The organism is Herbiconiux sp. A18JL235 (assembly GCF_040939305.1).
Lineage (GTDB): Bacteria > Actinomycetota > Actinomycetes > Actinomycetales > Microbacteriaceae > Herbiconiux.
This window is the reverse complement of the sequence record NZ_CP162511.1, coordinates 3,205,646-3,217,479: the sequence shown is the minus strand read 5'-3', so window position 1 is coordinate 3,217,479 and position 11,834 is coordinate 3,205,646. Positions and strand designations below refer to the sequence as shown.

General features: G+C 71.5%; 15 protein-coding genes. 7 read left to right on the top strand and 8 right to left on the bottom strand.

All coding sequences use genetic code 11. The annotated features are described in order from the left end of the window. Nucleotides 1-4: 4 nt before the first annotated feature. Genes ABFY20_RS15095 through ABFY20_RS15085 form a run of 3 tightly spaced genes read right to left on the bottom strand, consistent with a single transcriptional unit; the run spans nucleotide 5 to nucleotide 3,184 of the window. The gene (locus tag ABFY20_RS15095; RefSeq protein WP_368497056.1) at nucleotides 5-1,087 is read right to left on the bottom strand and encodes a FecCD family ABC transporter permease; all 1,083 of its coding nucleotides are present in this window, start codon (nucleotides 1,085-1,087) and stop codon (nucleotides 5-7) included. After that, nucleotides 1,084-2,124: a FecCD family ABC transporter permease gene (locus ABFY20_RS15090; protein WP_368497055.1), complete on the bottom strand. Its 1,041-nt coding sequence runs from the start codon at nucleotides 2,122-2,124 to the stop codon at nucleotides 1,084-1,086. The genes ABFY20_RS15095 and ABFY20_RS15090 overlap by 4 nt, the downstream gene beginning before the upstream one ends. A gap of 7 nt (nucleotides 2,125-2,131) precedes the next feature. Then, entirely contained in the window at nucleotides 2,132-3,184 is a 1,053-nt protein-coding gene (locus tag ABFY20_RS15085; RefSeq protein WP_368497054.1) for an ABC transporter substrate-binding protein, read from the bottom strand. Nucleotides 3,185-3,304: 120 nt separating this feature from the next. Between ABFY20_RS15085 and ABFY20_RS15080 the strand changes: the two genes are divergently transcribed. Beyond that, a complete protein-coding gene (locus ABFY20_RS15080; protein ID WP_368497053.1) occupies nucleotides 3,305-4,108 on the top strand; it encodes a helix-turn-helix domain-containing protein in 804 nt (267 codons plus the stop codon). Nucleotides 4,109-4,192: 84 nt separating this feature from the next. On the opposite strand, the gene ABFY20_RS15075 is transcribed toward ABFY20_RS15080, so the two are convergent. Continuing rightward, nucleotides 4,193-5,059: an Fpg/Nei family DNA glycosylase gene (locus ABFY20_RS15075; RefSeq protein WP_368497052.1), complete on the bottom strand. Its 867-nt coding sequence runs from the start codon at nucleotides 5,057-5,059 to the stop codon at nucleotides 4,193-4,195. A gap of 65 nt (nucleotides 5,060-5,124) precedes the next feature. Further along, nucleotides 5,125-5,610 carry a MarR family winged helix-turn-helix transcriptional regulator gene (locus ABFY20_RS15070; RefSeq protein ID WP_368497051.1) on the bottom strand — a complete coding sequence of 162 codons (486 nt, stop codon included), beginning with the start codon at nucleotides 5,608-5,610 and terminating at the stop codon, nucleotides 5,125-5,127. A gap of 125 nt (nucleotides 5,611-5,735) precedes the next feature. On the opposite strand from ABFY20_RS15070, the gene ABFY20_RS15065 reads away from it, so the two are divergent. Genes ABFY20_RS15065 through ABFY20_RS15055 form a run of 3 tightly spaced genes read left to right on the top strand, consistent with a single transcriptional unit; the run spans nucleotide 5,736 to nucleotide 7,310 of the window. After that, the gene (locus ABFY20_RS15065) at nucleotides 5,736-6,713 is read left to right on the top strand and encodes a zinc-binding dehydrogenase (protein ID WP_368497050.1); all 978 of its coding nucleotides are present in this window, start codon (nucleotides 5,736-5,738) and stop codon (nucleotides 6,711-6,713) included. A 43-nt stretch (nucleotides 6,714-6,756) separates the two neighbouring features. Beyond that, on the top strand, nucleotides 6,757-7,041 hold the full coding sequence (locus ABFY20_RS15060; RefSeq protein WP_368497049.1) for a type II toxin-antitoxin system Phd/YefM family antitoxin: 285 nt from the start codon (nucleotides 6,757-6,759) through the stop codon (nucleotides 7,039-7,041). Beyond that, entirely contained in the window at nucleotides 7,038-7,310 is a 273-nt protein-coding gene (locus tag ABFY20_RS15055) for a type II toxin-antitoxin system RelE/ParE family toxin (protein WP_368497048.1), read from the top strand. The genes ABFY20_RS15060 and ABFY20_RS15055 overlap by 4 nt, the downstream gene beginning before the upstream one ends. A 64-nt stretch (nucleotides 7,311-7,374) precedes the next feature. On the opposite strand, the gene ABFY20_RS15050 is transcribed toward ABFY20_RS15055, so the two are convergent. Continuing rightward, nucleotides 7,375-7,602, bottom strand: coding sequence for an RNA-binding S4 domain-containing protein (locus tag ABFY20_RS15050; protein WP_368497047.1), 228 nt, complete (start codon nucleotides 7,600-7,602; stop codon nucleotides 7,375-7,377). Nucleotides 7,603-7,667: 65 nt separating this feature from the next. Here ABFY20_RS15050 and ABFY20_RS15045 point away from each other — a divergent pair, with 65 nt between their 5' ends. Together ABFY20_RS15045 and ABFY20_RS15040 are read left to right on the top strand one after the other, a co-directional pair. After that, on the top strand, nucleotides 7,668-8,153 hold the full coding sequence (locus ABFY20_RS15045) for a pyridoxamine 5'-phosphate oxidase family protein (RefSeq protein WP_368497046.1): 486 nt from the start codon (nucleotides 7,668-7,670) through the stop codon (nucleotides 8,151-8,153). Nucleotides 8,154-8,414: 261 nt separating this feature from the next. After that, entirely contained in the window at nucleotides 8,415-9,416 is a 1,002-nt protein-coding gene (locus tag ABFY20_RS15040) for a hypothetical protein (RefSeq protein WP_368497045.1), read from the top strand. A gap of 48 nt (nucleotides 9,417-9,464) precedes the next feature. Here ABFY20_RS15040 and ABFY20_RS15035 read toward each other — a convergent pair whose 3' ends face one another. After that, a complete protein-coding gene (locus tag ABFY20_RS15035) occupies nucleotides 9,465-9,857 on the bottom strand; it encodes a hypothetical protein (protein WP_368497044.1) in 393 nt (130 codons plus the stop codon). A gap of 99 nt (nucleotides 9,858-9,956) precedes the next feature. Here ABFY20_RS15035 and ABFY20_RS15030 point away from each other — a divergent pair, with 99 nt between their 5' ends. Continuing rightward, nucleotides 9,957-10,718 (top strand): hypothetical protein, encoded by a 762-nt coding sequence (locus ABFY20_RS15030; protein WP_368497043.1) that lies wholly within the window; start codon nucleotides 9,957-9,959, stop codon nucleotides 10,716-10,718. Between the two features lie 97 nt (nucleotides 10,719-10,815). Here ABFY20_RS15030 and bla read toward each other — a convergent pair whose 3' ends face one another. Continuing rightward, nucleotides 10,816-11,793, bottom strand: coding sequence for a class A beta-lactamase (gene bla / locus ABFY20_RS15025; protein ID WP_368497042.1), 978 nt, complete (start codon nucleotides 11,791-11,793; stop codon nucleotides 10,816-10,818). Nucleotides 11,794-11,834: the final 41 nt, after the last annotated feature.

Sequence of the window (11,834 nt, the reverse complement as noted above, 5' to 3'; positions counted from 1 at the left end):
CGGCTCACAGGCGCCTCCGCGCCTCGTGCACGAGCAGCCACACCAGATACAGGCCGCCCACGACGACGGTCACGAGACCCACCGGCAGGTCTTTCGGCAGAAGATGGGCGGCGACGACGTCGGAGGCGACGAGCAGCAGGGCGCCGGTCGCGGCGGCTCCGGCGAGCCCGACTCCCGCGGTGCGGGTGAGGCGCCGGGCGATCTGGGGTGCCGCGAGCGAGACGAAGTCGATGGGGCCGGATGCAGCGGTCACCACCGCGGTGAGCGCCACCCCGCAGAACACCAGCGCCAGACGCGTCGGCTCCACCCGGGTGCCGAGGGCGCGGGCCGCGTCGTCGCCGAGCTCGAGTTGCCGCAGGGGTCGCGACAGCCCGCCCAGCGCGACGAGGAGCAGTGCGACGGCGACGGTCGCGGGAACCGCCTGCGCCCACCCCACCGGGGCCAGTGACCCAGCACCCCAGGTCGCCGCGAGCATCGCGACCTCGAGCTTCGCGCGCAGGATGAGGAAGGTGCTGAACGCCGTCAGCATCGCCGAGATGCCGATGCCGACGACGATGAGCCGGAAACCGTGCATGCCGCGCTGGTAGGCGAGCAGGTACACCGCCACGGCGCTCAGCAGGCCACCGGCCAGTGCGCCTGCGGCGACGCCGAGGAAACCGCCGCCCACGAGAGTGATGACGAGCACGGCGCCGGCGTACGACCCCGCCGAGAAGCCGATGATGTCGGGGCTCGCCAGCGGGTTGCGGGTGAGTGACTGGAAGACGGCGCCCGCGACCCCGAGCGCCGCGCCGAAGACGAGGCCGCCGAGCACTCGGGGCAGCCGCCACTCGAACACGACGGTCTGCGCGATTCCCGAGTCGTTCCCGAGCAGCGCTGCCACCACCTCGGCAGGGCTGAGTCGCAGGTCGCCGAGACCGAGCGCGACGATCGCGAGCGCGACCACCGCCGCCCAGATGCCCGCCGTCACGGCGACCGGCCGCCACGCGAAGCGCGTCGAGAAGTGGAAGATCCGCAGCACCACCGTCGGCGAACCGAAGTCGAGCGGGGTGCGCCCCTGCGCCCCGCCGGTGCGGGCCGGGGCGTTCACAGCGACCGCATCCGGCTGCGGCGCACCACGGCGATGAGCACGGGCGCGCCGACGAACGCGGTGACGACACCCACCGGCACCTCGCCGGGTGCCAGCACGACGCGACCGAGCACATCCGACAGCAGCAGCACCGTGGGGCCGACGACGAGCGACAGCCCGAGGGTCCAGCGCTGGTCGGGCCCCGCGATCCAGCGGGCGACGTAGGGAACCATCAGCCCCACGAACAGGATGGGGCCCGCCATCGCGGTCGCCCCTCCGGCCAGCAGGGTGATGGCGACGACGGTGAGGATGCGCGTGCGGGCCACGCGGGCACCGAGCGTCGACGCGAGGTCGTCGCCGAGGGCGAGCGCGTTGAGGGGCGCCGCGAGGGCGAGGGCGAGCGCGACGCCCACCGCGAGGAAGGGGAGCACGGGCAGGTAGACGTCGGGGCCGCGCTCGACGATCGACCCGGCGTCCCACCCGCGCAGCTTCACGAACGAGACCGGATCGATGAGCATGACCGCCGTGATGATCCCCGACAGCACGGCGCCCACGGCCACCCCGGCGAGGGTCATGCGCAGCGGATCGACGCCCCGTCGCCCGCTCGCTCCGATGAGGTACACCACCACGGTGACGGCGAGCGCACCGACGAAGGCGAACCAGAGGTAACCCGTCGCGGTGCCGATGCCGAACGCGCCCACGGCGATCGCCACGGAGAAGGCGGCCCCGGCGTTCACGCCGAGGATGCCGGGGTCGCCGAGCGGATTGCGCGTGAGTGCCTGGATGAGCGTTCCCGCCACACCGAGGGCGGCTCCCACCAGGAGGGCGACCACCGTGCGGGAGACACGCAGCTCCGCGACGATGGTGTCGGTGGGCGACCCCGTGGGGGTGAACAGGGCGTGCACGACGGCCTCGACACCGAGGGGCCGTGAACCCACCAGCACCGAGAGCAGGCAGGCGGCGGGCAGCGCCACGGCGGCGATCACGGTGCCCAGCACCCGCCGACGGGCCTGCGGGCCGCGCCGAACCGTCTGCGGGAGCGTGGGCGTCGGGGTCACGGCTCGTTCAGCCCTCGATGCTGTGCGGCGCCTCGCCGGCGACGGCGTCGACCAGGCGCGGTACGAGCTTCTCGATCACGTACTTCTGGCTGAGCGGGGTGAGGAAGTAGATGGCACCGGCCAGCTCGCCGTCGGTGAACACCGCGCGATGGTTCACCACGGCGTCGAGGGTCGACACGGTGCCGAAGTCGAGCATCTCCTTCGGGCCGTCGGCGGTCTCGGTGGCGAACACGATGACGTCGGCGTCGATGAGGTCGACGTTCTCGGGCGACAGCACGGCCTGCTGGCCCTCCTCGAGCGCGTACTGCTCGAGCCCCTGGGTCATGGTGAAGCCGAGCTCGGTGAGGAAGTCGGTGTTGAGGCCGTCGGGGTAGACGTAGAGCACGCCGTCGTAGGGGGTTCCCTGCGAGAAGCTCGCCGTGAGGCCCTCGAACTCCGGATGCGCGGCCCTCGCCTCGGCCCACTGCTCCTCGACCCCGGCGATGAGCTCGTCGCCCGCCGCCGAGCGGCCGACCGCCGCCGCGATCTGCCGAGTCTGGTCCTGCCACGACGAGAAGTAGAGCTCCGACCCGGCGACGCTCGTCACGGTCGGCGCGATGGCGGTGAGCTTGTCGTACATCTCCTCGGTGAGACCGGCGTTGGTGCCCACGATGAGGTCGGGCTCGAGCGACGCGATCTTCTCGTACTCGAGCCCGTCGGTCTGGTCGAGAACGGTGGGCTGGGCGTCGCCCAAGAGGTCTTGGGCCCACGGCCACACGGCGTAGGGTTGCTCGCCGTACCATTCGGTGGTGGCCACGGGCACGACGCCGAGCTCGAGCAGGATGTCCTGCTCCGTCACGCCGACCACCACGACGCGCTGCGGTTCGGCGGCGATCTCGGTCTCGCCGAACTGGTGCTCGACGGTGAGGGGGAAGGAGTCGGTGGGCTCGGTGGTGTAGGCCGGGTTCTCGGCGACCGCCGCGTCGGAGCCGGTGCCGGTGGCGCATCCGGCGAGAGCCGCGCCACTGAGGGCGAGGGCGGTGGCGGCGGCAGCGAGGCGGCCGAGGGAGCGGGTGCGCATGGGTGTCCTCCGGTGATCGGGAGCGGGTGTGGCGATGCAGGCCGCCGTCAGGTTAGCCTTACCTAATCGCCTGGCGCCATCGCTCCGGATGGACGCCACTACTCCGGAAAGGACGCGACGGTGTCCGATGTCCCGTATCAGCCCGGTCTGACGGTGCTCCGATCGGCGGTCGATGTCGCCGAGCCGACACCCGAGGTTTTCGAGGCGTCTCGCACGGCCGTCGACATCGGAACGAGGTTCGACGCCCACCGTCACGAGGAGGACCAGCTGGCCTGGATGGCCTCCGGCGCGATGGGGCTCACCGTGCGCGGCGAGACCTGGCATCTGCGCGAGGAGCACCTCGCGTGGATCCCCGCGGGCGCGGTTCACGAGATGGCGTTCCCTGGGCGCGGTCTGCTGATCAGCCTGTACGCCGCGACGGGGCTGAGGCCGCGTGGCGAGGAGTGGACGAGGCCCCGCGTCGTGGCCGCCGACCGGCTCGCGACCTCGCTCCTGGAGCACCTCGTCGACGGGCAGCCGTCGCCGTCGCGCCGCCGGCAGTGCCGGCTCCTCCTCACCGACCTCCTGGAGGGTGCGGCCACGCGCCACGACGTCGTCGCGCTGCCGAGCGAACCGCGGGCGCGGGCCGTCGCCGAGGGCATCCTCCACGACCCGGCCGATCCGCGGGAACTCGAGGAGTGGGCGGCCGGCGAGGGTGTCAGTGGCAAGACCATCGGGCGCGCGTTCCTCGCCGAGACCGGGCAGAGCTTCCGGCGCTGGCGCATCCAGGCGCGGCTGCACACGGCGGCCGGCCTGCTGGCCGACGGCCGGCCGGTGCACGAGGTGGCTGCGGCGGTCGGTTACGCCACCCCGAGCGGCTTCATCGCGGCCTTCTCCGACCGCTTCGGAGCGACCCCGGCGCGCTACGCGCAGCGGCTGCGGTAGGGTCGGCGCGTTTCGTACGGACACAGTCCGTCGGAAGACGCGTTCTGTCAGACTTTGTGCGTCGGAAAGTCGAACCGACTCCCGCTACTTGAGGAGGCGGGAGAGTACGCGGTCGGCGAGCGGCTTGCCGCCGGTCTGGCAGGTGGGGCAGTACTGCAGGCTCGAGTCGGAGTAGGTGACCTGCCGCACGGTGTCGCCGCAGACCGGGCACGGCTGCCCCGTGCGGCCGTGCACCTGCAGGTTGGCTTTCTTCTCGCCCTTCAGCTCCGAGGCGGCGAGACCGTCGGCGCGGGCGACGGCGTCGCGCAGGGTCGTCTGCATCGCGTCGAACAGCGCCGCGACCTCATCGGCGCTCATCGCCGCAGGCTTGAACGGCGACATGCGCGCCGCGTGCAGGATCTCATCGGAATGGGCGTTGCCGATGCCCGAGATCGTCGCCTGGTTGCGCAGCACGCCCTTGATCTGCGCGCGACCCGCACCGGCCAGGATGCTCGCGAAGGCCTCCAGGTCGAAGGCCGGGTCGAGCGGGTCGGGGCCGAGTCGCGCGATGCCGGGCACCTCGGAGGGCGCGCGCACGACGTAGAGCGCGAGGCTCTTCTTCGTGCCGGCTTCGGTGACGTCGAACCCGTCGTGCTCGCCCTCGAGAAGGAGCCGGGCCGCGAGCGGCCCCGACCCCGGGCGGCCCTTCGGGGGCGGCGGGGGCCCGTCTCGCCAGCGGATCCAGCCCGCGCGGGCCAGGTGGATGACGAGGTGCAGCCCGCCGATCCCGATGTCGAGGAACTTGCCGTGCCGGGCGACGCCGTCGACGGGCTGACCGTCGAGCGCCGACGCCGGTGGGTCGAAGGTCTTCAGGGCGGCGAACGAAACCGGCACGAAGCGCTCGACCGTGCGCCCCGCGAGCCGCCCGCCCAGGTCGGTGACCAGCGCGTGCACCTCGGGGAGTTCGGGCATGAACCCATTCTGCGCCCGGCCCCCGACATCCGCTCGCCCGAGGTGCTTCCCGGGCGGGGAGGGAGTCAGGGGAGGTAGCGGAGGGTGTTGTCGGGGTCGAGTCGCCTGAGCAGTGCGGCCATGATGTCGTCGAGCTGCCGCAGCTGCTCGTCGGTGAGCGCGTCGATGACGGTCTCGCGCACGGTCGCCACATGGCCGGGGGCCGTGTCGACGACCTTCTGCCAGCCGGCCTCGGTGAGGTGGGCGTTGGTGGCGCGCCGGTCGCTCGGGCAGGGTACGCGCTCGACGAAGTCGCGGGCCTCGAGACGGGAGACGACGTGCGAAAGTCGGGGGAGGGTGGCATTGGTGGTGGCGGCGAGCGCGGTCATGCGCAGCACGCGGTCCGGAGCCTCCGAGAGCTTGGCGAGCACCAGGTACTCGAAGTGGGTGAGCTGGGCGTCGCGCTGCAGCTGCGAATCGAGCACCGGCGGCAGCAGCTCGGCGACGGCCTCGAGGCGGATCCACGCCCGCAGCTGCTCGTGCGTGAGCCACCGCACCGGTTCGGCATCCATCACCCCATCGTAGATGACTTGTAGAGACAAGTAATTCGATGAGGTCGCCGTCGTCGTTCTCGCACCGCCTCCGTGCAGCAGCGGCGTCGAGGTGCGTGTCAGTCGGTGGGAGTAACCTCGGCGCCATGCGAGCTCTCACCCATGCCACCTTCGGCGAAGCAACCGACGTTCTCGAGGTCACGGAACTGCCCCTTCCCGAGCCCGGGCCGGGTGAGGTACGGGTGCGCACCCTGCTGGCGCCGATCCACAACCACGACCTCTGGACCATCAGGGGCACCTACGGCTTCAAGCCCGAGCTGCCGGCGGCCTCCGGCACCGAGGCGGTGGGCGTGGTCGACGCCCTGGGCGAGGGGGTCGACTCGCTCGCGGAAGGTCAGCGAGTCGTCACCGGTGGCACTTTCGGGGTGTGGGCCGAGTACTTCGTGGCGAAGGCCGCCGGTCTCATCCCGGTGCCAGAGGGCATCTCCGACGAGACCGCGTCGCAGCTGGTGGCCATGCCCTTCAGTGCGCTGAGCCTTCTCGACTTCCTCGGTGTCGATCAGGGCGATTGGATCGCCCAGAACGCGGCGAACGGCGCCGTGGGCCGCCTGGTGGCGCGCTTCGCCGCGCTGCGCGGCGTGCGCGTGCTCGGCCTGGTGCGGCGTGACGCGGGGGTCGACGAGCTCGCGGCCCTGGGCATCCACGACGTCGTCTCGACCGAGAGCGACGGGTGGAAGGATGCAGCGGCGGCGCTCCTCGACGGGGCCGGCCCGCGCGTCGCTGTCGACTCGGTCGGCGGCTCGTCGGCGAGCGATCTCACGGGTCTCCTCGGCCCCGACGGCATGCTCGTGTCGTTCGGTGCGATGGGGGAGGGCGAGCTGCAGATCCCCTCGGGCGACCTCATCTTCAAGGGCGTCACGGTGAAGGGCTTCTGGGGCAGCCGGGTCACCCGCGAGATGGAGGCGGGCAAGCGCTCGGCCCTGTTCGGCGAGCTCTTCCAGCGCATCGGCTCGGGCGAGGTCGAGCTCCCCGTCGAGGCCGTCTACCCCTTCGAGCAGGCCCGTGAGGCTGCCGCCGCCAGCGCCGTCCCCGGTCGCGCCGGCAAGATCCTCCTCCGCTTCTGATCCCGGTCGACAGAACTCACCATGAAGCGCTAGAATTCTGTACATGACAACCCTTTCGGTGGCAGATGCTCGCGCGAACTTCTCGAAGCTCGTCGAATCCGCCTCGACGACTCACGAACGATTCGAGGTCACCCGCAACGGGAGTCGAGCAGCGGTGCTGCTGAGCGCCGACGACTACGACACCATGGTGGAGACGATCGAGATCTTGAGCGACGCCGTCACGGTCGAAGCCATCCGAACAGGCTTGGCCGAGATCGGCTCCGGGGAGGTCGTCGACATCGGCGAGATGCGCGCCGCGATGATCGAGGCCGGCCGACTGCCCACATGAACCCGGTCTACGACGTGCGCTTCACGCGCTCCGTGAAGAAGGCGCTCGCCGAAGACCTGCCCGAGAAGGTCGCCGCAGCGGCGTTCGAATTCATCATGGGAGCCCTTCGCAGCAATCCGAAGCGCGTAGGAAAGCAGCTGGCTGAACCGCTCTTCCCCCTCTACTCCGCGCGTCGCGGAGAATACCGGGTGATCTATCGCGTGCTCGACGCCCAGGTGATCATCGAGGTCGTCACCATCGTGCACCGTCGCGACGCCTACAAGACCTGAGCGACGCCCACCCGACCTGAGCACGGGGCTTCGCGGCGGCTTCCCGTTGCTCCCGCAGTGGAGACTAGGCGACCACCCGGGCCCGCCGTCCCTCGAAGCCCACGACGTCGCCCGGCTTCAATTGGCGGCCGCGGCGGCGGTCGACCTCGCCGTTCACGGTGACGAAGCCGTCGATGATGGCCTCCTTGGCGATGCCCCCGCTGTCGATCAGTCCCGCGAACTTCAAGAACTGGCCGAGCCGGATGCCCTCCCCGCCGATCGGAACGTCGTCGATGCGACCCTGTTTCGTCATCCCCGCATGCTAGCTCAGGCCAGGCGGCGTAGCGTGTGGAGCCCAGACGCGTGAACGGAGTTGCCATGACCACTACTGATGACATCGAGACCCTGGCGAAGCTGCTCGACGACTTCCCGCTCACCATGGCGGTCACGCTCGACGACGACGGCCATCCGCTCTCGCAGCCGCTCGCGATGCAGCAGCAGCACCACCGCTTCGACGGCGACCTGTGGTTCCTCATCAGCGCCGAGTCGTCCACGGCGAAGCGGCTCGAGAAGCACCAGGTGGTGAACCTCGCGTTCAGTTCGAACGACTCGTGGGTGTCGGTGACCGGGCACGCCGAGCTCACCACCGAGCAGAGCTACATCGACGAGATGTGGGACCCGAGCGCCGAGGCGTGGTTCCCGGGTGGGCGCACCGACCCGTCGATCAGGGCGCTCATCGTGCACACCGACTCGGCCGAGTACTGGGACACCCCGGGCTCCACCATCGCCACCGTGCTGAGCCTCGTGAAATCGAAGGTCACCGGCGCCCCGATCGAGATCGACAACGAGAAGATCGACCTCTAGCGCTGCGCCGGCCGGATCGACGGCGGAGGAGGGTGCCCGACAGGTCAGGGGAGAACCTAACTGCCCGCTATGGCGCCCGTCGGGCACCCGCCTCCGCCGTCGACCGACCGTAGCATATTTCCGCAGTAATGAAGACAATTCGAATAGTAGGAATTCGAGATAGACACCCACTACCTCATCGCCCCGCCCGCCGAGGTCGCCTCCGCCGTCGCCGCCGAACGGCGGAGCTCGCGACCACCGTGGCTGCCCACCTGGCGACGCATGCTCGTGCACCTCAGCTGGAGCATCCTGCTCTGGTACTGCTTCGTCGTGTTCATGGCCATCGGCATCCGGGTCGACGGATACGGCGACAACGACACCGGCCCCGACGACTATCGCGACCTCGCCATCGCGCTCGTCGTGCTGGCGCTCGGCGTGGGCGGCACGCTGCTGCTGCAGCGCTGGTCGATGCGGCCGCCGTCGCCGCGCGCCCGGCTCGCCGAGTGGCGGCAGACGCTCACGGCGCTCGCCAACGGCTTCGAGTCGCGGCCGATGGCGAGCGCGCCGCTGCCGGCGCTCACCGCGCAACCCGCCGCCCGCCCGGCGGCCTACCCGCGGTTCGCGGCCCCGGGCCCGGGCCCTGGCGGCATCGAGTTCGGCGATCTCGTCTACCGCACCGGGGTGCACGGCAAGCCGGCGGTGCGCTCATACATCGCGGTGAGGCTGCCGTCGGCGCTCCCGCACCTCTACCTCGACTCGCTCGCGAACGGCCGCTCGGCGGGCGACCTGCCCACGAGTGTCGACCGGCAGCAGCGGCTCTCGCTCGAGGGCGACTTCGACCGGTACTTCGCGGCGTACGCACCCCTCGACTACGCGCGTGATGCTCTCTACGCCCTCACTCCGGATGTGATGGCCGCCCTCATCGACGACGCGTCGCACCTCGACGTGGAGATCATCGACGACCTCGTCGTGTTCTCCACCCCCGCGGCGGCCGACTACTCCCAGCCCGCCGCGTGGAACCGCGTCGACACCGTCGTCGACGGTGTCGCGGCGCGCCTGGCGAAGAGGGCAGCGGCGTACCGCGACGACCGTGTGCCGGCCCAGTACGCCCGGCCGGCCCGCATCATCGGCCCCGACGGGCGCCGGCTGGTGCGGGGCTACCGCAGTCGCGGGCTGTGGCCGGTGCTCGGGCGCATCGGGTGGGTGCTCACGCTGGTGCTGCTCTACGCGGTGCCCGCGATCTTCGCCTTCGCCGGGTTCATGTCGATCATCGACGACAAGTGAGACGCGGCGGCGGCGCTGCCGCGCGCACCGCCTGCACGGCCCGCTGCGTCAGCGGCGGAAGAACGCGTTCGCGCTGCGGGTGTACAGCAGCACCAGGCCGATCACCGCGAGCACGGCGTTCAGCACACCCTGCAACAGGTTCGACGGCGTCGCGAGGATGAGGTAGACGCCACCGATCAGGTTGAGCGCCAGCACGATCGTCGTGAGCACCCGGGCGATCTGACTGCCGCGCAGCAGAGCCGCGCCCACCACGACGGTGACGATGCCCAGCACGATCGCCACGATCGAGGTGGCCGTGATGGTGCCGGCCGACTCGGGCACCCCGTTCACCTCGGCCGTCGTCGACGCGGTGACGAGGCCGACGACGCCGCCGATCACCTGGATCGCGCCCGAGATCCACACGATCACCGCTACGAGGGTGACCCCACCTGGTCGCTTCACGGATGCTCTCCTCCCCGAGCCGGAGGCTCCGGCACGTGTCGAGACCCACCCTAGTGATCACCCGTGGCGCGGAGAACCCTTCCGGATACGGTGGTTCCCATGCGCCACGACTCGTCAGCTCCGGTCCGCGCCCGATCCGCCAGGGGTTCCACCGCCCGGCTCGCCACCGTGCTCGTGGCACTCGCCGTCGTGCTCACCGGATGCTCGGCGGGCGCCTCGACGCCCGGTGCTTCGGCGGGGGCGGGCTCGGGCTCCGGCTCCGGCCCCGGCGACTCCGCTGCGGCGGCGCAGCTGGTGCGCGACTACCTCGACGCCCTCTCCTCGGGCGACGCCACGGCGGCCCACGCACTCGACGAGCACCTGCTCGCAGACGACGCCTACGCCGATCGCGACACGACGACCCTGCTCACCGACGAGGTGCTCACGCAGGCCGCCGACCGCATCGCCGACGTCGAGGTCGACGAGCCCGATGCGGCTGAGATCGGCAGCACGACCGTGCGCGTCGGCTACGAGTACACGCTCGAGGGCGCGCCGTACGCCGGGAGACTCCTGGTGCAGCGCGACGATTCAGGCGATTGGCGACTGGGCGAGCCGCTCGCCGGCGCCCTGCTGGTGCAGGCGGAGGCCGCCGACGGCACCAAGCGGCCCATCGGGTTCACCGTCCCCGGCGCGGAGTACGCGGCCGACGCATCCGCCGAGCGCCCGCAGTTGGTGACCGCCTACCCGGCCGTCTACGAGGTGACCGCAGCGCTCGCCGCCGAGCTGCTCGCCGCCGGTGCGGAGGCGACGCAGCGCGTGGTGCTGGGCGAGGTCGACGGGGTCTACGCCAACTTCCCGGTGAGCGCGCTGCCCGGCCAGTGACCCGGATGGGTGCCGGATGCGCCGCCTGCACCGAGGCCGCCGGGGCCGCCGGACGCGCCGCCTGCACCGAAGCCGCCCGCGGCTCCGGCAGGGCCGCTCACCGCATCGCGTCGAGCACCACCCGGGACGTCTCGGCGACCGCCGCGTCGTCGGAGGGTGCTGCCGGGTCGACGGTGGCGGTGAGGACGACGACGTCGATCTCTTCGCCCTCGGGCGTCGTCACCCGCGCGATGTCGTTGCGGATGCCGCCCGCCCCACCCGACTTGTCGGCGACGATCCAGCCCTCGGGCGCGCCGGCCCTGATGAGGGTGTCGCCCGTCGCGTTGCCGCTCATCCACTGCCGCAGCGTCGCCGCATCCGCGTCGCTGAGCACCCCTTCGTCGAACACCCGCTGCAGCGCTGCGCGGTAGGCCGAGGGGGTGGTCGTGTTGGCGGGATCGCCCGACGTCACGGTGTTGAGCTCGGGCTCGAACGCGCCGACCATCGTCGAATCGTCGCCGAGGGTGCGGAGGAAGCCCTGCAGCGCATCCGGGCCGCCCACCGCCGTGAGCACGAGGTTCAGCGCCGTGTTGTCGCTCCGGCGCACCGCCGCCTCGGCCAGCTCGGCGAGGGTGAGGCCCGAGTCGATGTGCTCGCCGGTGACGGGGGAGTAGCCCGCGGTGTCGACGTCGGCCTGAGTCCAGGTGAGGGTCGCGGCGCGCTGCTCGGGGCTCGTCGTCGCCAGCAGGAGGGCGGCGGCGAACACCTTCAGCGTCGAGGCGTAGCCGAAGCGGTCGGATGCTCGGTGCTCGACCTCGACGCCAGTGGTACTGCGGGCGCTCACGCCGACGGTCACCCCGTACCGGCTCTCGATCGCGGCGAGCTCGGCCGAGAGGTCGACGCGCGTCGGGGTCGGCGCGGTCGTCGCGCCCGCCCCCGGGGCCGGGGTGGCCGTCGCCTCGGGAGAGTGACTCCCCGCAGGTGACCCGGGAGCGACCTCGGGCGCCGCGCACCCCGACAGCCCGAGCGCCACGGCGAGCGAGAGGGCGGATGCGAGGGTGCCGACCGCGAAGAACCGAACCGCGGGTGGCTCCATGCCTCCATCCTCCCGGCTCGACCCCGAGCTGTCGAGGCGGG

Coding starts and splice junctions, on each gene's coding strand:
- ABFY20_RS15085 (WP_368497054.1), bottom strand. CDS start 3,184: ATGCGCACCCGCTCCCTCGGCCGCCTCGCTGCCGCCGCCACCGCCCTC.
- ABFY20_RS15075 (WP_368497052.1), bottom strand. CDS start 5,059: ATGCCCGAACTCCCCGAGGTGCACGCGCTGGTCACCGACCTGGGCGGG.
- ABFY20_RS15070 (WP_368497051.1), bottom strand. CDS start 5,610: ATGGATGCCGAACCGGTGCGGTGGCTCACGCACGAGCAGCTGCGGGCG.
- ABFY20_RS15065 (WP_368497050.1), top strand. CDS start 5,736: ATGCGAGCTCTCACCCATGCCACCTTCGGCGAAGCAACCGACGTTCTC.
- ABFY20_RS15060 (WP_368497049.1), top strand. CDS start 6,757: ATGACAACCCTTTCGGTGGCAGATGCTCGCGCGAACTTCTCGAAGCTC.
- ABFY20_RS15055 (WP_368497048.1), top strand. CDS start 7,038: ATGAACCCGGTCTACGACGTGCGCTTCACGCGCTCCGTGAAGAAGGCG.
- ABFY20_RS15050 (WP_368497047.1), bottom strand. CDS start 7,602: ATGACGAAACAGGGTCGCATCGACGACGTTCCGATCGGCGGGGAGGGC.
- ABFY20_RS15045 (WP_368497046.1), top strand. CDS start 7,668: ATGACCACTACTGATGACATCGAGACCCTGGCGAAGCTGCTCGACGAC.
- ABFY20_RS15040 (WP_368497045.1), top strand. CDS start 8,415: ATGCTCGTGCACCTCAGCTGGAGCATCCTGCTCTGGTACTGCTTCGTC.
- ABFY20_RS15030 (WP_368497043.1), top strand. CDS start 9,957: ATGCGCCACGACTCGTCAGCTCCGGTCCGCGCCCGATCCGCCAGGGGT.
- bla (WP_368497042.1), bottom strand. CDS start 11,793: ATGGAGCCACCCGCGGTTCGGTTCTTCGCGGTCGGCACCCTCGCATCC.